Source organism: Shimia sp. MIT910701, from assembly GCF_047126315.1.
GTDB lineage: Bacteria > Pseudomonadota > Alphaproteobacteria > Rhodobacterales > Rhodobacteraceae > Shimia.
The window spans coordinates 3,683,087-3,701,486 of record NZ_CP138953.1 but is presented as its reverse complement, the minus strand read 5'-3'; the positions used below and the strand labels follow the sequence as shown (position 1 = coordinate 3,701,486).

15 protein-coding genes are annotated in these 18,400 nt (G+C 58.8%); 9 read left to right on the top strand and 6 right to left on the bottom strand.

Annotated elements, in window-relative coordinates; translation table 11 throughout:
- Window positions 1–131: 131 nt before the first annotated feature.
- Both ettA and SIB38_RS17955 read right to left on the bottom strand, forming a co-directional pair.
- Window positions 132–1,787: an energy-dependent translational throttle protein EttA gene (gene ettA / locus SIB38_RS17960; protein ID WP_294116270.1), complete on the bottom strand. Its 1,656-nt coding sequence runs from the start codon at window positions 1,785–1,787 to the stop codon at window positions 132–134.
- Window positions 1,788–1,915: 128 nt separating this feature from the next.
- Complete coding sequence (locus SIB38_RS17955; protein WP_412550757.1) at window positions 1,916–2,119, bottom strand: hypothetical protein; 204 nt, start codon at window positions 2,117–2,119, stop codon at window positions 1,916–1,918.
- A gap of 1,229 nt (window positions 2,120–3,348) precedes the next feature.
- On the opposite strand from SIB38_RS17955, the gene SIB38_RS17950 reads away from it, so the two are divergent.
- From SIB38_RS17950 to SIB38_RS17935, 4 genes are all read left to right on the top strand, one after another.
- Window positions 3,349–3,612: a hypothetical protein gene (locus SIB38_RS17950; protein ID WP_412550756.1), complete on the top strand. Its 264-nt coding sequence runs from the start codon at window positions 3,349–3,351 to the stop codon at window positions 3,610–3,612.
- Between the two features lie 317 nt (window positions 3,613–3,929).
- Window positions 3,930–4,535, top strand: coding sequence for a nicotinate-nucleotide adenylyltransferase (locus tag SIB38_RS17945; RefSeq protein WP_412550755.1), 606 nt, complete (start codon window positions 3,930–3,932; stop codon window positions 4,533–4,535).
- Window positions 4,536–4,851: 316 nt separating this feature from the next.
- A complete protein-coding gene (locus tag SIB38_RS17940; protein WP_412550754.1) occupies window positions 4,852–6,582 on the top strand; it encodes a methyl-accepting chemotaxis protein in 1,731 nt (576 codons plus the stop codon).
- Window positions 6,583–6,745: 163 nt separating this feature from the next.
- Window positions 6,746–6,871, top strand: coding sequence for a hypothetical protein (locus SIB38_RS17935; protein ID WP_294116266.1), 126 nt, complete (start codon window positions 6,746–6,748; stop codon window positions 6,869–6,871).
- Window positions 6,872–6,886: 15 nt separating this feature from the next.
- On the opposite strand, the gene SIB38_RS17930 is transcribed toward SIB38_RS17935, so the two are convergent.
- Window positions 6,887–7,675 (bottom strand): family 16 glycosylhydrolase, encoded by a 789-nt coding sequence (locus SIB38_RS17930; protein ID WP_412550753.1) that lies wholly within the window; start codon window positions 7,673–7,675, stop codon window positions 6,887–6,889.
- 141 nt (window positions 7,676–7,816) lie between these two features.
- Window positions 7,817–8,365 carry an OmpA family protein gene (locus tag SIB38_RS17925; protein WP_412550752.1) on the bottom strand — a complete coding sequence of 183 codons (549 nt, stop codon included), beginning with the start codon at window positions 8,363–8,365 and terminating at the stop codon, window positions 7,817–7,819.
- Between the two features lie 156 nt (window positions 8,366–8,521).
- On the opposite strand from SIB38_RS17925, the gene SIB38_RS17920 reads away from it, so the two are divergent.
- The 5 genes from SIB38_RS17920 (at window position 8,522) to SIB38_RS17900 (ending at window position 15,175) form a co-directional block, all read left to right on the top strand.
- Complete coding sequence (locus tag SIB38_RS17920; protein WP_412550751.1) at window positions 8,522–9,661, top strand: acyltransferase family protein; 1,140 nt, start codon at window positions 8,522–8,524, stop codon at window positions 9,659–9,661.
- 26 nt (window positions 9,662–9,687) lie between these two features.
- Complete coding sequence (locus tag SIB38_RS17915) at window positions 9,688–11,199, top strand: sugar phosphate nucleotidyltransferase (RefSeq protein ID WP_412550750.1); 1,512 nt, start codon at window positions 9,688–9,690, stop codon at window positions 11,197–11,199.
- Window positions 11,196–11,996 (top strand): hypothetical protein, encoded by an 801-nt coding sequence (locus SIB38_RS17910; RefSeq protein WP_412550749.1) that lies wholly within the window; start codon window positions 11,196–11,198, stop codon window positions 11,994–11,996. The genes SIB38_RS17915 and SIB38_RS17910 overlap by 4 nt, the downstream gene beginning before the upstream one ends.
- Window positions 11,997–12,024: 28 nt before the next feature.
- Window positions 12,025–13,878: a glycosyltransferase gene (locus SIB38_RS17905; RefSeq protein ID WP_412550748.1), complete on the top strand. Its 1,854-nt coding sequence runs from the start codon at window positions 12,025–12,027 to the stop codon at window positions 13,876–13,878.
- A gap of 97 nt (window positions 13,879–13,975) precedes the next feature.
- Window positions 13,976–15,175 carry a DUF3131 domain-containing protein gene (locus SIB38_RS17900; RefSeq protein ID WP_412550747.1) on the top strand — a complete coding sequence of 400 codons (1,200 nt, stop codon included), beginning with the start codon at window positions 13,976–13,978 and terminating at the stop codon, window positions 15,173–15,175.
- A 96-nt stretch (window positions 15,176–15,271) separates the two neighbouring features.
- Here SIB38_RS17900 and SIB38_RS17895 read toward each other — a convergent pair whose 3' ends face one another.
- Together SIB38_RS17895 and SIB38_RS17890 are read right to left on the bottom strand one after the other, a co-directional pair.
- Window positions 15,272–16,444, bottom strand: coding sequence for a hypothetical protein (locus tag SIB38_RS17895; protein ID WP_412550746.1), 1,173 nt, complete (start codon window positions 16,442–16,444; stop codon window positions 15,272–15,274).
- Entirely contained in the window at window positions 16,425–18,398 is a 1,974-nt protein-coding gene (locus tag SIB38_RS17890) for an ATP-binding cassette domain-containing protein (protein ID WP_412550745.1), read from the bottom strand. Before SIB38_RS17890 ends, SIB38_RS17895 begins: the two co-directional genes overlap by 20 nt.
- Window positions 18,399–18,400: the final 2 nt, after the last annotated feature.

Genomic DNA, 18,400 nt, shown 5'->3' with positions numbered 1-18,400 from the left:
CCGCGGCGGGGCGCGGGTGTTTTTAGTTTTGGGTCACTCAGCGTTTGGGTGCCGTCTCACCGGGGCGCGTACGGGTTCTGGCTGCGCCAAAACCCTGCCACGCGCGGTAAGTGTTTGACGGGGTCAAACACTTACCGTGTAAACTTCTTATGCTTCAGGCGCTTGGGCTCCAAGGCATCCGGGCCGAGGCGGCGTTTCTTGTCTTCTTCGTAGTCCTCAAAGTTGCCTTCAAACCATTCCACATGGGCGTCGCCTTCGAAGGCGAGGATGTGAGTACAGATGCGGTCGAGGAAGAAGCGGTCGTGGGAGATGACCACGGCGCAGCCGGCAAAATCCACCAAGGCGTCTTCCAACGCGCGGAGGGTTTCCACGTCCAAGTCGTTGGTCGGTTCGTCGAGCAGGAGGACGTTGCCGCCCTCTTTCAAGAGACGCGCCATGTGCACACGGTTGCGTTCACCGCCAGACAGCAGGTTCAACGGTTTCTGTTGATCGCCGCCTTTGAAGTTGAAGGACGAGCAGTAGGCGCGGGAGTTCACTTGGGCGTCGCCCAGTTCGATGATTTCCGCGCCGCCGGAGATGGCTTCCCAGACGGTGTCTTTGTCGTTCAGGTCATCGCGGGACTGGTCGACGTAGGAGAGCTTTACGGTGTCGCCGTATTCCACGGTGCCTTCGTCCGGCTGTTCCTGACCGGTGAGCATTTTGAAGAGCGTGGATTTACCGGCGCCGTTGGGGCCGATCACGCCGACAATCCCACCCGGGGGCAGGGAGAATTCGAGGTTTTCGATCAGCTGCTTGTCGCCAAAGTGTTTGGAGAGGCCGTTGACCTCGATGACTTTGGAACCAAGACGCGGCCCGTTTGGAATGACGATCTGCGCGCGGGTGATTTTCTCGCGCTCAGACTGGCTGGCGAGATCGTTGTAAGCCGCGATACGGGCTTTGGACTTGGCCTGACGGGCTTTTTGGCCCTGACGCATCCATTCCAGTTCGCGCTCCAGCGTTTTCTGCTTGGATTTGTCTTCGCGGGCTTCCTGCTCCAGACGTTTGGCTTTTTGCTCCAACCATGCGGAGTAGTTGCCCTCGTAAGGGATGCCGCGGCCGCGGTCGAGCTCGAGGATCCAGCCGGTGATGTCGTCGAGGAAGTAGCGGTCGTGGGTGACGCAGAGGATGGTGCCCTTGTAGTCGATCAGGTGCTGTTGCAGCCAGGCGATGGTTTCCGCGTCGAGGTGGTTGGTTGGTTCATCGAGCAGCAGCATGTCAGGCGCTTCAAGCAGCAGTTTGCAAAGCGCGACGCGGCGTTTTTCACCACCGGAGAGGTCGGCGATAGCGGCGTCATCGGGCGGGCAGCGCAGGGCTTCCATGGAGATGTCGACCTGGCTGTCCAGATCCCAGAGGTTCTGGGCGTCGATGTCGTCCTGCAGCTTGGCCATCTCCTCGGCGGTTTCGTCCGAGTAGTTCATGGCGAGTTCGTTGTAGCGGTCCAGAATGGCCTTTTTCTCGGCCACGCCCAGCATGACGTTTTCGCGCACGTTGAGGCTTTCGTCGAGCTTTGGCTCCTGCGGCAGGTAGCCGACTTTGGCGCCCTCAGCGGCCCAGGCCTCGCCGGTGAAGTCCTTGTCCAGACCGGCCATGATTTTCATCAGGGTCGATTTACCGGCGCCGTTGACGCCGACGACACCGATTTTCACGCCCGGAAGGAAGGACAGGTGGATGTTTTCAAAGCACTTTTTGCCGCCGGGGTAGGTCTTGGACACACCCTGCATATGGTAGACGTACTGATATGAGGCCATTGGGACGACTCCGTTCGCCAGAATTCACGTTGGGAGGTGTGATAGCGGAGGGCGGGGGCGGGGGCAATGGAGGTTGGTGTGCTGGTCGTTTGATTGGGAGCGCGCATTGGCTAAGGCCAAAAGATAAATCACTTTCGCTGCAACACGCGGTAGCACTGAAAAGCTAAGTAGAAGGGGCCAAGAAAAAAGGCGATGCGCAGAAACCTGTCGCTGCCTCCGAAGTCCACTCCAACATAAGGTAAGCAGTAAAGGATCAAAGCGAGCGCATAGCCGATGAGATCGATTTTCAGCTGTTCTTTTGGTGGAAGGTTTTTGTAGGAAAACTTAGACATTCTCTGTGTTTTCTAGTTGTCGCTTGTCGAAGCCGGATCTCATTCCTGAACACTTACTTATACTTCCTCAAATACCTCCTCAAAAAATATACCAAGGACAGTATCGGATACAGCCAAACAATTGTATAAAGTTGACGGGTGTAGAAGTGAGGGTTTTCAATATGTCTCGCGATGAAGTGCCAATATGAAAATGCAGCAGTATAAACCACAGCGCTCACCGTTAAATCCAACCATAGTGGTAGTTGTGGGAGTTTTTGTTTTGGAGGTTGCATTTTTTCGGTATTCGCTAGTTACAAGATAGATACTGCTGGTCAAATCTAAGCTATGGGTTGTATGTTGGTCAACGTAGTATCCGTGTGTTTCTGAACTTTCCACGAGACGACTTGTGCAAAAAGTTGACCGTGCATGTATCAGAAAGTAACGGTCTTCACGTGGTCAATGGAGCGCCCATAAGTGTCTCGCATCGTGTCTTCAGTTGTAAAAAGCAGGGTGCAAATCCCTCCCAAATAGATCACAAAAAGAACTACCGCTTTTCGTTTGCCGCCTGTTTGGCGTAGGCGGTTACTCAGGTAGCTCACTAAATTTGCCTTCGAGAAAAGGTTTGAGGCGGTTTCATGGGACATGGAGTTTTCGTTCGCTTTGTTGAAAGGCACGGATGGGTAATTCATTTGTCCTCAGCACGCCTTTCAGTGCGTCGAACAAGCACGTTGACTCCAATGACGGCATAATATGCTATACATGCAGATACTTCTTTGAGGCCGATGTCCGCCCCCAAAAGCAGGTAAATTATGGGCCCCAAAAAACAAATCACAAAAAGAACAATCCGCAATATGAGATAGATCGCTTTCAAGCCTCGGATCATAGTGCCCTTCGCCATGTTTGTTTTGCCCTAGAATTCAAAAGTGGTTCTCAATCTAGCCTATGACGGTGGCCCAATGAACGGCTCAAGGAACTTCCGACTTTGGTCATAAAACACCAAGCACAGTCCGATCATGAACAAGCCAAAAAAGTCGAAAACGCTAATGCGCGCATCGTCGAAATAGCCAACCAGCACAAAGACTGCAAAAACTGCAATGCGAGATAGGTAGTTCATTTCCCGTGCAAAGCTCCTCCAGCTAGTCTTCCCTTGAAAATATTGCAGGAAGGATTTTGGATATGAGAAAAATTGCCGAAAACAAACTTACCCAGAAAGCTGTTTTCATCGTCGTGTCACTGTAAAGGTGCGTCTCATGCCGACCTTCCCAAATGTATGCCGAATAGAAACCGGCGAGGCAGAGCGCGCACAAAAAGACGATCATCAACGCGCCGAGCCTCTTCTTTTCTTTCGTTTTTCACGCTTTACGTTGCATCCAAGTTCCAATTTTGGTCGCGGCGACATTATGCGGAAATTGCCAGTTGTACAGGCGCAGACAACAAAAATTAGGAGTCTTACTTTTTCTTCCGCGTCTCCCTCCAACGGAGGTAAAATTGGTGCGCTATGTAGAACGGCATGACAAAGAGGGATGCTCTGGCCACTGCGATGCCGTCGCCTTGTGGCAGGTCGTCCGAGAAGAGAAGGAACATCGTGCAAATTGCGATATAGCAGGTCAAATCAACTCGAACTTGCTCACTTTTGGTCATGTCGCGGTAATGTTTCATTGGAACTTGATAATCAAAAATTGTGGCCGAACCAACAGGAGTTTTTTGTTTCTAGGATGGCAACTTTGTCGTTGGATTATCACAACATCAGACAAACTGGGTCGACCTATTAAATAGAGCTGTCGTTTGCACTTAGAGTTGACCTTCCCATCACAAAAGCCCACTAAACCCCGTGCCTTACGGATTGCCATATGTTGCGCGCGGCCAGCGGATTGGGCTGCTTGGGGGATCGTTTGATCCGCCGCATGCAGGGCATGTGCATATCACCAAAGAGGCGCTGAAGCGCTTCGATCTGGATCAGATCTGGTGGCTGGTGAGCCCGGGCAATCCGCTCAAAGATCGCGGGCCGGCCAAGCTGGCGCGGCGTATGGCGGCGGCGCGGGAGATCATGGACCATCCGCGCGTGCATATCTGTGACTTTGAGAGCCATGTCGGCACGCGCTATACGGCGGAGACCCTGGCGGTGTTGCAGGACACATGTCTGCAAGCGCGGTTTGTCTGGTTGATGGGCGCGGATAATCTGGCGCAGTTTCACCGCTGGAAAGACTGGCAGGACATCATGGCGCGGGTGCCCGTTGGGGTGCTGGCGCGGCCGGGGGACCGGATCGAGGCGCGCACAGCCAAGGCGGCGCAAGTGTTTCGGCGCGCGCAACTCCATCCGCGCAACAGCCGCGCGCTGAGTCGTCAGGATGCCCCGGTTTGGGCCTTTGTGAACGTGCCTATGCAAGATATTAGCTCCACGCAGTTGCGAAAAAATGGCTCTTGGCCAAAGGGTTAAGTGCCAAGCGCGTCACCTGTGAATTTCTGTCGCACCCCGTAAGTCTCTATTAACTCAGCAAGTCTAGTTTGACCGAGGAACTAAAGGCGTCTCTGCGTCTTTTGGGCGGCCGAATTTGCGGTTTCCATGTCAAAGCACAGAGACACACACAGAGGTAACGGTTTCTCATCCGGCGTTGCGTCGGCTGGGGGGATGAGGCTTCCGGTCTGCGCAATTGGCAGGGAGGGAGCGCGTAACAGATTGAAACTGCGCCAAAAAGCTGGCGCCTAATCAGGCTCCGCTACAGGATGTAGCGACGGTCTGGCCGGAGCAAATAATGACTGGTGAGAAGAAGCGGTCCTTTGGGCTGTCGATCATGGGGCGGCTGCTGCTGCCGATCGTGGCCTGTATCTTGGTGTCCTTCATTGCGACCACCGTGTTTTGGGTAACCAAACAGAGCAACACACTGATCAAGGCCTTTGAGAGTGAATTGGCGTTGTCGCAGATCTTTGTGGCGCCGCCTGTGGCCGCAGCGGTATGGGATTTCAACACCGATGGCGCCGCGGGCGCGATTGCGGGTGTGACCCAGATGGAAAACGCTTTGTTTGCCAAAGTGTTCGTGGACGGCGAGCAATTCGCGGAAGTGTCCGTGGAAGGCGCCGATCAAACCGGCTGGGAAGAAGGCATCGCAGAGATCCTGGCGATGGAAGAGGCAGAGGCGCGGTTGGAAGCCAATCATGTGGCCTATGTGAAATTCCCGATCCACCACACCGACGGCACAGTTGTGGCCGAGATGGTCATGGGCTTTTACGACGGCGTGATCGCGGCGGTGGTGAATGAGCTATACATGCAGTCGTTGATTGCGGTTGCGGTGATCTGTCTGGTGATGTCGGCGATTGTCTACTTCTCCGCGGCTGGTGTGACACGTCCCTTGGCGCGGATCGTGGCCCGGATCACGGCGCTGCGTGAGGGCGACACCGCAAGCGATGTGCCGTCAACCGAGCGTAAGGACGAATTGGGCCGGTTGGCGCGGGCCGTGCGCGAGTTTGTGGAGACGATCAAAGCCAACAAGGCAATGGAAGATCAGGCCAAAGAGTCTGCGCGGGAGCAATCCGAAGTTGTGAATGAGCTGGCCGACGGGTTGAACCAGCTGGCGCAGGGGCAGTTGAGCCACCGCATTAGCGTTGAATTTAGCAGCGACTATGAGATGCTGCGGGCGGACTTCAACAAAACTGCCGAGGCGTTGGACGATGTGATTGGCCGCGTGTTGGGCACCATTTCGCAGATCGAGGACGAGACCGGCGAGATGGCGGAGGGCACGCAGAACCTCGCCAAACGCACTGAGGCGCAGGCGGCAACGTTGGAAGAGACTGCGGCGGCGATTGGTTCGATCACTGATGGGGTGCAGACTGCGTCTGATCAAACCAAGTCGGTGGAAAACACCGTGGATGCCACCAAGGCCGAGGCTCTGCGCGGCGGCGAGATTGTGAAGTCTGCCGTGGATGCGATGCAGGACATCAAGGACAGCGCCGGTAAGATCAGCGAAATCAACCGCGTGATCGAAGATATCTCCTTCCAGACCAACCTGTTGGCATTGAACGCCGGGGTTGAGGCCGCACGGGCTGGTGACAGTGGTCGCGGCTTTGCGGTTGTGGCCTCCGAAGTGCGCTCTCTGGCGCTGCGGTCAGCAACAAGTGCGCATGAGATCAAAGAGTTGATCGACACATCGGCGGATCAGGTGGAAGTGGGTGTGGACCTTGTCGATCAGGCAGGGAAGGCGATCGAGGGTATCATCACCAAAATCCAGGAAGTAAGCCGCTTGGCTGTGCAGATTGCCGACAGCTCGCGCGATCAGGCGACCGCGATCACCGAGATCAATTCCGGTGTGATGGATTTGGACCGCGTGACGCAACAGAATGCCAGCCTGGTGGACCGCTCCAGCGCGCAAGGCCGGGCCTTGCTAGAAGCGGCCCGCGAGTTGGCCGAACTGGTGGCAAGCTTCCGTCCGTCTTCTGTTGGGGGTGCGTCCTCTACGGCTTATGAAGAGGATTATCGTCAGTCTGCCTGACGGGCGTTCCAAACACGCACAGATTTGACAAAGGCCGGGGTGCAGAGATCGCACGCCGGCCTTTGCTTTTGTGGAGAGGAAAGGCGGATTTCTTCACGCCAGCTTTACCGAATCCAGCCACGATGAAGGCACTCGGGGGAGTGGTGTCAGTAGAGGACTTGTGATGCAAAAACGCGCAATGATGTTTGTGACGCTGACCGTGCTGGCGGTCTCTGCTATGGCGGTCACCGGCTCTGCCGAAAAGAGCTTTGCGGCTTCCACCAACCTTGAGTTTCTGAGTAATCGATGAGGTGATGGCGGCCCTCTAGGGGACCCGTCGCAGAAATGGCCTTGCGGAGTATATACCGGCCGTGAGTGTTTCCAGCGGCGCAAATGTCACTTCGCCAACAAAGGCTTGTGCGGTGGTGCCGTCCGGCGCGAGACCGGCCCAGGATTGGACGGATTTGTCCACGGCCCAGAGATTGGCAAAGAGAAAGCCGGGTTCTTTGGGCAGCTGGGCCTCCTTGTCCGTGACCTCAAAAATCAGGCGATCCTCAACATACCAGCGCAGCCGGTCGGAGTGCCATTCAAAGGCATAGCGGCGGGGGCGGTCCGCGGCATCAAACCCCAAAGCGATTTTGTGCGCGGTGAGGCGACCATCCACAAACCAGGCGACTTGCATTTTTGTGGTGTCCTGACCCAAAAACTCAATGTCGATTTCATCATGTTTGGTGCCGTAGTGCGGACCGGTGTAGGTGAAAAATCCGGTGACAAGTCCGGCGCCTTTGGCTGGGTGTAATAAGGCTTCATAGCGGCCATAGTGGCTGCGGGCCTGGCGGCGAATGGAGGCGCCGAGAAAGCGGTTTTCGGCGGCTTTTTGCGGCGTCAGAGAGAGGTGCAGCCCTTGTTCGAAGCGCAGGTTGTTTCGGCTCCAGTCCGTGTCAAACGCCGGGTGCGAGAAGGCATAATGCGCCACCTGCCAGCCCTTGGGCTGGGCATGGGCAAACCGCTCTGAAAATCCGGTGATTGGATCTGCGCCACCGGCGCTGCCCATGGTCAATGCCACGGCCAAGCCAAGACGCAGACGGCGTCCGCCCTCGAGTATCCCACGCATCAGGCCCCCACCCGATTAAGGTTAATGGATTATATCCATACCTGTGAGAGCATCCTGTAGGGCAGGGGCGCAAGCTAAAACGCGCGTGATGGTTAACGCGCGCCTTGGTTAATATCTGTGGTTGGGTGGCCGCAAATCGGCTCAGGGACAGGTCTTGGCCTGGATCTCCACGCGACGGTTTTGGACAGAGGTGCTTTCCAGTCCGGCCAGCGGGCGGGCCTCGCCCTCAGACATCACCACACGGATACGTGAGGGATCTTTGAGACCATCGCGCAGCGCGGTTGCCACGGCCTCCGCCCGTTTGAGCGCAAGCGCCTTATTGGCGGCGTCGCCGCCGCTGCTGTCGGAATGACCAATCAGGCGCAGGCAGGCCGGTTGCATTGCGGAGGTGTCCAACACGGACACCAACACGGCAAGTTGTACCTGCGCGTCCTCATTGAGGGTCGCACCACCCTGAGGAAAGAAAACGTGACTTTCCCGTATCTCGGCCGACAGCGCGTTGGGGGCTGCGCCAGAGGGCGCGGTGTCAGAGAGCACGGAAACACGGGCGCGGCATCGGGTCGGTTCCACGCCATATTGTTCAAGGGCACGGGCACATAGCGCGGCCTCGTCCATCGCAATACTGGCGGTGGGGGCCAGGGAAGAGGCCAAGGTCAAGATCAGCAAAACAGGTAACCGAAAGATACACATAACAACGCTCCTAACCTGCTCAGGGTAAGAGCAAACCGTTGCAAAGCGGTAAACAAGAGTGGAACAAAATAAAAACAAAGGCGCAATTGTTCACCATTTGTTCAGCTTTACCGGTGACACTGATTGACGTTGTTTGTTTGGTAAATGGTGAGCTGCATGGTTGCAGAAGGTCCTGACACGGGGCGGCAGACCTGGATTGACGCTTTGCGGCTGTTTGCAGGAGTGTCCATGGTGGGGCTGCATGTGACGGCGGATGCCCAGGGGCAACCGTTCCCGGAGGCGGACCCGGCGGCGCGCTTGGCGCCTATGGTGCTGCGCGCGCTGCTGTACACGGCGCGGACAGAGCTTTTCTTGATGATTTCGATCCTGCTGTTGTTGATGGCGCTGACACGGCGACCACGCAGCTATGCCACGATGATGGTGGAGCAGGCCCGCAGGCTGTTGATCCCCTTTGGGGTCTGGACGCTGGTCTATGCCGGCTACAACCTGCTGAAGGCCACAGCCTTTGGCTATGAGGCGCAGGTTGTGGCGGCTTTGGCGCAGCCGGTGACCTGGTTGGGATATCTGGTGTTGGGGGATGTGAAGTATCACATGCATTTTATTCCAACACTGTTTGCGTTGCTGTTGTTTTTTCCGTTGTTCCGGCTGGCGGAGCGGCGACCGGTTTTGGGGCTGACCATTGTTTTGGGTCTGGTGATGAAACAGATGCTGGACCCGATGATCTATCGCGCCCTGTGGGGCACAGAGGCGCTGGGCTATGTCGTGCGCGGGCTCAAGGTGCTGAGCTACCTTGGCTATGGCATGGCGGCGGGCGCGGTTCTGGGCCTATGGCGCCGCAGCACGGCAGAAGAGCGCGCTGGCTGGCTGGGGCCCATTGTGGTGATAGCTATGGCGCTGTTCACGCTCAAGCTTATGGCTACGGCGCAAGTGGTGGCCACGGGACAGTGGGTGTTTGACAACCCCTTTGCCTATTGGGCGGATTATCTGATGCCAGTGGCGCTTTTGCTGCTGTGCCTCTGTCTGGCGCATAAGGCTTGGCCGCAGTGGATCTCGCAGCTGTCCCGATATGCTTTTGGGCTCTACCTGTGCCATCCGATTTTTCTCGACCTGGCGGAGATGGCTTTGGCCGGGCGGGAGGTGCTCCCTATACAGTCGATCGCGCTGGAGTTTGCCTGGACCCTGCCGATGACCACACTTTTTGTCTGGGGGTTGAGCCGCCATGCGGCAACCGCCTGGACCGTAGGGTTGGGCCCACTGCCGCGCCTGCGCAGGATGCGCGGGCTGCAAAAGGCCTGAGGCCGCTTTTGATCAAGGAGACTGTGATGCTTACCAACTCAGAAGATGTCGGCATGATTTCGATCCTGAAGATCGCCACCGCCAGGCTCACATCGGCGGATTATGCCACGCTCAAATCGGCCCAGGCGCGCTGTCTGGCGCGGGGGCGCTCGGCGATGCTGGTGGATTTGAGCGCGGTTCGGCGGGTGGCGCGGTCAGGGCTGGCAGCCTTGGTGGAGTTTCAAAGCGAGGCGCCGCAGGGGCTGGCGGTTGGCTTTTTTGGGGCCCGAGATCGGGTGGAGCAGGATATCGCCCGCTGCGCGCTGGCGTCTTTGTTGACGCTGTTCAAGTCGCGCAAAGAGGCGCTTGTGGCCCCCACGTTTCGCTCCCGCCAGCTTGCCGGCGTGAAGGCGGTGATCCTTGTGGCCGGGGCGGGCAGCCGTATGGCCCCGTTGAGTGTTCAGACCCCCAAACCGTTGCTGGATTTTCTGGGGCGCCCGGTGCTGGACCATGTGATGCGGCATCTGGCAGGCTTTGGCATTCGGGATTTTATCCTGAACCCGGGCCATCTTGCGCCACAGTTTCACGCGCATGTGCGCAGCTCACCGCTGCGCAGTGTTCAGTTCCTGAACGAAGGCGTGTGGCGGGACGGCGCATGGCAAGCCGCCCCTTTGGGCTCGGCGAGTACACTGCGCCACTTGCATCACAATCACAGCGCTTTTGACCAGGATTTCCTGGTGTTTTGTGGCGACGCGGTCACCGACATTGATGTGGCCGCACTTCTCGAGCAACACCGCGCCAGCGGGGCGGATGTCACCATTGCTGCCCAAAAAGTGCCCCCGGATCAGGTTCAGAAATATGGGATCATTGATGCCGATCGCGCTGGGCGCATTTGCCGGTTTGTCGAAAAGCCAAACCCCGCGCAGGCACCGTCCCGTCTGGCCAGCAGCCGAATATATGTGATGTCGCCCCGGGCGTTGGCACATGTTGCGCCACATCCGGACCAGGACATTGCCAAGGACCTTCTGCCGCGCCTTCTGGCGGCAGGCGCGCATCTGCAGGTTTATGACGCGCCGTTCAGTTGGGTCGATATGGGCTGTCCAAAAGACTATTTTGCCGGTGTGTCACGCGGCTTACGTGGGTTGATTCCGGGGGTAATGCCATTGGGACATCTGGTGCGGCGCCACGTCTGGGCAGCGGATGGGGCGGAAGTCTCTCCTAGGGCGGTGATTGTCGGGCCGGCCTTCATCGGCGCGGATGCGGTGATCGAGGCGGGGGCCAAGCTGGAAGGGCCGGTGGTCGTGGGGACGGGGGCACGTGTTTGTGGTCGCAGCCTTGTACGTCGATCAGTGATCAGCGCGCAAACACGGGTTGGTGCGGGCACATGGGTGGACGACATGATTGTCGCGCCGGAGTGGGCGTTGGACCATCGTTTTGCGGACAGTCGGGTACAGCCACTGACACCGCTGGAAGGGATCGAGGCGGAAGTGCCGGACTGCACCGGAACGTTGGTGGCCCTACCCTTTACGGATCAAAAGATCGGCGGAGCCGCGCGATGAAGATGCGAGGGGGCGCTGGTGCAAGGCTTTGTGCGATTGCCGTCTTGCTGGGTCACATTTTCGGTACCGTCGGTCATGCGGACACGTCCAGTACAATCGCTGCGAAGGATCGGTTTTGGATTTTGTGGGAACGCGTGAGCTTTGTTGGCAGCCATTGCCCCGGTGGCGCGCAATGTCAGGAACGGCGCAGTTTTTCCAGCCGCCCGTTGGACACGAGCAACACCGGTTTCATCTATCGTCTGTTTGGGGTGCGGGATGGGGGACCGCGAGCTGGCACCCTGCCGCGCGATCATCCGGACGCGCCGGTGATTTGTCAAAAAAACCAAGCGGCGCTGAGCCTTGGGTTTGACCCGCGCGCCTTGCCGCGGTCAGAAAAGGGCGAGGTTTTGCGGGGCGTCAAACAGTTGCATCTGGATTTGACCACATTGAAACCGCCGCCGGGATTTGACGCCACTTTTGGCAGCCGGTTGCACAAGGCCTATGTGGGCCGCCTGCGGGAGGCAGGCATTCGGGTGGTGCCCAAAGATCAGCTGCATCTGGTGCCGGGCCAGCCGACACTCAACCTCTATTTTTCCTTTTCTGATCCCGATGACCTCTGCAAATACGAGTATTCTGTGTTTGCCAGCCTGTCTCAGGAAGTTTTGTTGACCCGTGATTTGCGCATCAAAGTGGCGGCTGGGGTGTGGTCCTATTCCACCGGATCCACAGCCAAGGACCATCAAGGCACCGAGGCGGACGCCATCCTGCGGGTTCTGGAGGCTTTTGTGCGCGATCATCAACAAGCCAACGCGCGCTGAATCTTTTTTCGTTGGAGAATTGTCTGTGATGCCCCTGCCGTATTTTGAGGCCTTTTCCCATCGGCAACCACCGGTGTTTACGTCCTTGAGGGCGGGGCGGCGGCGGATCTGGCATTTTCTGGCCGGTGCCACGGTGGCCGCAGGGGCCGTTTATTTGCAATGGCGCTGGACGGTTTCTCTGAACCCGGAGGCCTGGGTGTTTTCGGTGAGTGTTGCGGTGGCGGAGACGTTGTTTTTTGTCGGCACGCTGTTGTTTTATTTTGACATTTGGGATGAAGCGGAGCGGCCAGAAATGCCTGTGGAAACAGGGAAAGTCCGTGACGTAGCAGCGCGCGCAGCCACAACCGTTGATGTGTTTGTCACCACCTTTGATGAACCCATTGAGGTGGTGCGTCCATCCCTAACTGCGGCGGCTGAGGTGCTGGTGCCAGAGGGCGTGCGGGTGCGGTTGTGTTTGCTGGATGACGGGGATCGTGCTGAAATGGCGCTGGAGGCGGAGCGGCGCGGGATCAGCTATTTTGCGCGCCGCACCAACGAGGGGTTTAAGGCCGGGAATTTGCGGCATGCGCTGTTGCGCACATCTGGCGATTTTGTGGTGATTTGTGATGCAGATACCCGCCTTCTTCCAACATTTTTGCAAAATACGCTGGGGTATTTTGAGAGCCCCAATGTGGCCTGGGTGCAGACGCCGCACTGGTTTTATGACCTGCCAGACGGCGAAACATGGCAAAGCTGGATGGCGCGGAAACTGCCGCGCTGGGCCTGGGCGTGGCCCAAAACGACAGGGGTCGCGGTGCTTGGATTTGCGAAGCTTGCCACCTGGATCAGCGGACGAACACGTGTTGGCGCGGATCCGTTTATGTCCGATCCGGCGGTGTTTTTTGACGTGATCCAACGGCGGCGCGACCGCAATGGCGCGTCGTTTTGTTGTGGTGCGGCCTCCATTCATCGCCGAGAGGCGGTTTTTGATGCGGCTTTGCGCGACAAGGCGCAGCTGGTGCTGGCTGGCAAGTTGTCCCTGAGCGACACAGCGCGTCTGGCTGCACATCCGTTGCAGCCCTATCGGTTTCACGTGTCCGAAGACCTCTACACATCGATTTTGTTGCATGCGGATCGAGAGGCTGGTTGGACTTCGGTCTACCATCCGCAGGTCGAGGCGCGCATGCTGTCGCCCTGGAGCATGTCGGCCTGGGCGGCGCAGCGGCTTAAATATGCCGGCGGCACATTTGATATTGCTGTCTGGGACAATCCGCTTTTCCGGCGCGGGCTGAGCTGGCGGCACAAGTTGCACTATGGCGCGACCTTCTGGTCGTATTTCAGCGCGCTGTGGGCTCCGGTTTTGCTTTTGGCACCGGTGGTGTCTCTTTTCACAGGTTTGGCGCCGGTGCGGGCTTACTCGATGGAATTCTTTCAGCATTTTCTGCCTGCGGTGATCCTTGGCGAGTTGGCCATGGTGGCAGCCTGCAAGGGGCATGCGATCGGCGCGGGGCGAGTGATGGCGGTTGTGGCACTGCCGGTGCAGTGGCGGGCGCTGTATTGTGTGTTGCGGCGGCAGAAACCCCAGTTTGCCCCCACGCCCAAAGTCCCGGGGTTAAACGAAAGCGCCAGTCTGTGGATGGTGTGGCCGCATGTGGTCCTTTTGATGATCATGCTCGTGGCCGCCCTTTGGGGTATTTGGCAAACGGTTCAGAATACGCCTGGCTACAGCAGTGCGCTGTTGTCGGTGAACTTGTTCTGGTTGCTCATTAATATGCGGCTTGTGGCGCGGGCTTTGCACATGGCGCGTTGGCGTTCCCCTGCGCAGCTCAACGCACGCCACCTTTCTGTTTCTCAATCCAAATCCTCGGAGGTGCCCCATGGTGTCCAATTCCCCGCGGGCTGAGAGGCCCAATCGGAGCAACCGCGGCAGTTTTGCGTTTCTGGCGGGCCTTTTGCTGACCGCAGGCCTTGCCACGCAGCAAGATACCTGGGGCCGGGTGATGCGGGACAGCAGCTTGGCAGAGTTGCCGCAGGCCGAAGGTCTGGAGATGCAGCCGGCGCGGGGGCTGACCGAACAGGATTGGGCGGCAGCGGCGACCGCTTGGCGGTATTTTGAGAGTCATTACCGGCCGGAAAGTGGCTTTGTGGATGCGATCCACGACCACCCCAGTGCCACCTTGTGGGATCAGGGCAGCTACCTGTTGGCGCTTTTGGCGGCGCGGGGACTGGGAATCCTTGAGGATGATGTGTTTGCACAGCGTAGTGCGGCGTTTTTGGGCGGACTGGAGCGCTTGCCGTTGTTTGACGGGCAGTTGCCCAACAAAGCCTATGACACGTGTAGCCTTGCAATGGTGGACTATGCCAACACGCCAGTGCCTGAGGGCATTGGCTGGTCTGCGTTGGATGTGGCGCGGTTGTTGATGGCGTTGCGGGTTTTGGAAATTCGTGAGCCAACTTATGGCCCGCGGATCCGCGCGTTGCTGGCGGATTGGGATCTGGCGGCGATGACGGCGGAAGGGCGGCTTTGGGGCAGCAGCCGGGAAGGCGGCCAGACGCGGTATCATCAGGAGGGGCGTATTGGATATGAGCAATATGGCGCGCGCGCGGCCGCGCTGTGGGGCTTGGACGTATTGGACGCCAGCACCGCGCGGCCGATCATGGCGTGGGAAGAGGTGTCTGGGGTGGAAGTGGCGGTGGACCGCCGCCTGGCCAAGGATTTTGGCGCCATCACCCCGGTGGTGAGCGAGCCGTATATTTTGCAGGCGTTTGAGACTGGGTTGAATGGCGAAGGGCAACTATTAGCCAGTCGGATTTACCAGGCGCAGGAGGCGCGGGCGCGGCACACCGGCAAGGCGACAATGGTCAGCGAGGATCACATCGATCAGGCGCCACATTTCCTCTATGGAGCGGTGTTTGGCATTGGCGCGGACTGGGCGGTGGTGGCTGAGGACGGCAGCGCTCATCAGGAGCTGCGCACGGTTAGTCTAAAGGCAGCTTTTGGCTGGGACGCGCTTTATGGGACCAATTACACGCAGGACGTTTTGGCGGACCTGGCACCATTGGCCGGGGAGCAAGGCTGGTACGCCGGGCGCTATGAATTGGATGGGCGGATCAACACAGCTTTGACGCTCAACACCAATGCGGTGGTGTTGGAAGCGTTGCATTATAAGTTGAAAGGGCCGCTGTTGAAGGCTCGGTGAGGCTGTGGCAACGGCGGCCTGCGCAAAAGGAAAAGGCTTCGGCGATATGCCGGAGCCTTTTCCTTTTGCGTTTTGTTAGGGGCGATGGCAGGTTTTTCAGAAGGACCTTAGTAGCCGATCCGTGGCGCCGGTCAAAATGCTGCCCAGCCGTTGGGCAGGCAAGTCGACCTGCATGGTGGAACGCGTGCCAGAGGATAGGCCGCGCAGGGCATTTTGCATTTGCGGGCCGGGTGTTGTGAGGCGCACGTGTACTTCGCGTGCAGACGTGCCGTTGGTTTCAATTGGCGAGATGGTCTGCACCTTGGCAGGGAAGTGGTTGTGGGGATGTGGCAGTCCGGCAAGAGTGACAAACAGCGGATCACCAACGTGTAGGGACTCTGCCTCTGACACAGGAACAACAAAACGCGCTTCATAGGTGTCGGGGGCGTCCGTGTGGATTTGTGCTAGGGTCACATCCCAGGTGCGCGCGGCGTTTTCCGGCAGGCGGCGCAACCGTTCGATGCGGCCGTCGTTTGGTGCAAAAAGCCAGGGTGCGGCCGCAATTTCTTCTAGCTCCACCACGCGGGTTTGCAGCGCGGCGGCCTCGACCTCCAGCGCAACCACCTGTGCAAGGCGGTCGGCTTCCTGGGTTTGCACCAACTGTGCCAGTTCAAATTCCACATCCCGCACCAGACTGTTCAGGGTTTCGCGTTCCAGCGCGGCGCGCAGCATCAGGATCTTGCGCACGGATGGTGGGGTGTTTTCGGCCCGCAGCACCAACTCACGTACGGCCAATGCGGTTTCCCGCTTTAAGCTTTCGCGACGATGCATGAGCTGCTCTCGGGCCAATTGGTCTTGCCGTTTGACGTTGTGGCAGCTGTGCAGCGCGGTGTCGATTTGTGCGTCAGAGGTCGCAGCGGGGAGGGCGGCCTCGCGCCAACAGGCATTGGCTTGCGCATTGATGACAAGCTCCTGTCGCAAGGCGTGCAAGAGGGTATGCAGCGCGGTTTGATCCAGGCGGGCCAGCTTTTGCCCCGCGGCCACCTGATCTCCGTTGTCGATCAGCAGTTCGGCCAAGGCGACATCCGCCGGCAGAACAACCTCCACGGCGGGGGTCTTGCTCTCAAAGGTGCCGGCTACGGTGCGGGCGGCCTGGACTGGCAGACGCGTGGCAAAGGCCCAGGCGCTGATCAACAGGAGGCTGGTCGCCAGTAGCGCCCAGAGCACCCACATGCCTTGCAAAGGGTTCAGGCTGCGCGGCGGGCGCAGATCAAGTTTTGGTCGAAACATCTGCAGGCCCTTTGCGTTTTTCCAGCAGCCGCGGATCGTAGGTTTTCATGGTGACTTGGAGATAGCCCTGGCCCTCTTCGCCGCCGGTTTGCACATCCAGACTGTCGCGCATGATTTTGGCCAGCGGCGACAGGCGTTCGCCTTCGACAGATGTGTCGGCCGCCACCCGGGCTTTGTGCATCGCGCCGGAGGACAGGGCGAGCCGAGGATCCAGCATGCGCAGTTGGCATTGTCCAACAAAATGCTTGAACTCAAAAGAGATGTCATCGGAAGGCGCATCGCTGTCGTTGGGTGATTGGCAGGCCACAGCAAGCATTTCATTGGCGACCATACAGACCGCACGGCGGTTGCCTTCGTCGCCGTCGCGCCGGAACTGGCTGCAGAGCCAGGCGTCCAGCGCCTCCTCGTTGTCCAGTTCGCGGGTGGTGACAAAGCGGCTCCAGCCGGAAGACAGGCGCGCGCGGATCTCGGCGGTAGAGGCAAATTCAATCACCCGGCCGTTTTGCATCATCAACAGGCGGTCGCAGCGTTCCAGCAACTGGCGGTTTTCGGTGGCCAAAAGCGTGGTGTGCCCCAGGCGGGCTTCGGCACGCAGGCGATCCCCCAGCGCCGCCAGAAGGCTTTCGCTGGCGCCGTCCTCGGGCCGGTCGATCAGGAACAATCCAGGACGCAAGGCCAGCGCACGGGCCAGCGAGAGCGCCTTTTGCTCGGTGCGGGACAGATGGCGCACATCCGGTGCAGACAGGATGCGGTCCACTGTGTCGGCGGTAAAAACCAGAGATTGCAAGGCCTTGCGAGCCCGCTCCAGTTGCGCCTCGCCGCTGAAACAAGACAGGTTGGCCGCGCCGCCGCCGGGGACAGCCAAGGTGTCTGGCGGAACCAGAACGCTTTGGATTGGGCGCTCTTCGCCGCTTCGGCCCCAAAGTGGGGCGCCTTGCAGGGCCACAAAGCCTTCCACTTGAAGGCCGGTGAGATCGTGTGGGGCGTGTAGGGCCCTCATCAGCAGGGATTTGCCTGAGAAGCTGTCACCGGACAGGCCGATCACTTCACCGGGATCCACGCGAAAGGACACGTCAGACAGCAAAGGAGTCCCTGTATGTGCGCGTACCGAAAGATGATTCACCACCAGCGCGGTTTCGTCGCCTTCTGGATCTGCGGAATAGGGCGGTGGCAGGCAGACAACCTCATCTGCGCGGCCCAATCGCTCCGGGTCGGCCACGGAGCGTTGCCGGAAATAGGCAAAGAAGGCGTCGACGGACCAATAGGTCACCAGCGCAATGGTGGCGATGGCCGCCACATTGATCACTTCCAGCGCAGTGAGCCAACTGGCGACGGCAAAGCCAGCAACCAACCCGCCAAACGCGAGGGATTTTTGCAGTGCTTCCAAAAGCGCGCTGTCGCCCCGCGCGGCGTTGGCCAGGTCTATCGCGTGCTGATCGCGACCACTTAGAAAGCTGGTGGCCTCTTGCGGCAGGAATTCCCACATCGGCTCGCGGCGGGTCCAGCGGGCGGCGATGCCACACAGGATCCAGCTCAACACGCCGCCGATGGCAAAAGGTACGGCAACCAGCGGGTGCAAGAAGCCAAACACCCCGCCGGCAAGCACAGCCACCAGCGCTTGGCCGGTCACAGCGTTGCGGCGCCGGATGTGGCGATAGCCCGCAAGGGCGCGGGCGTGGCCCACGTCGAAAATAATAATGCCAAGGATGGGAACAAGCGCACCAAAGGCCAGGAGCGGTGCCAAAATACGTTGCCCGTCCTGCGCCACCAACTCGTAAAAGAACACCACAAAGACCGCCACGGCGAGCAGGCAGATCCCGCCGCCCAGCGAAAACAGGAAGGAGACCGCGTGGGTCCACATGGGGATGGTGCGGTCGCGAAACGGTAAGGGGCCGGTTGGCGCCGTGCCAACAGCGTCAATCGGCAGGTCAGGCAGCACGCGATCATGAGACATAG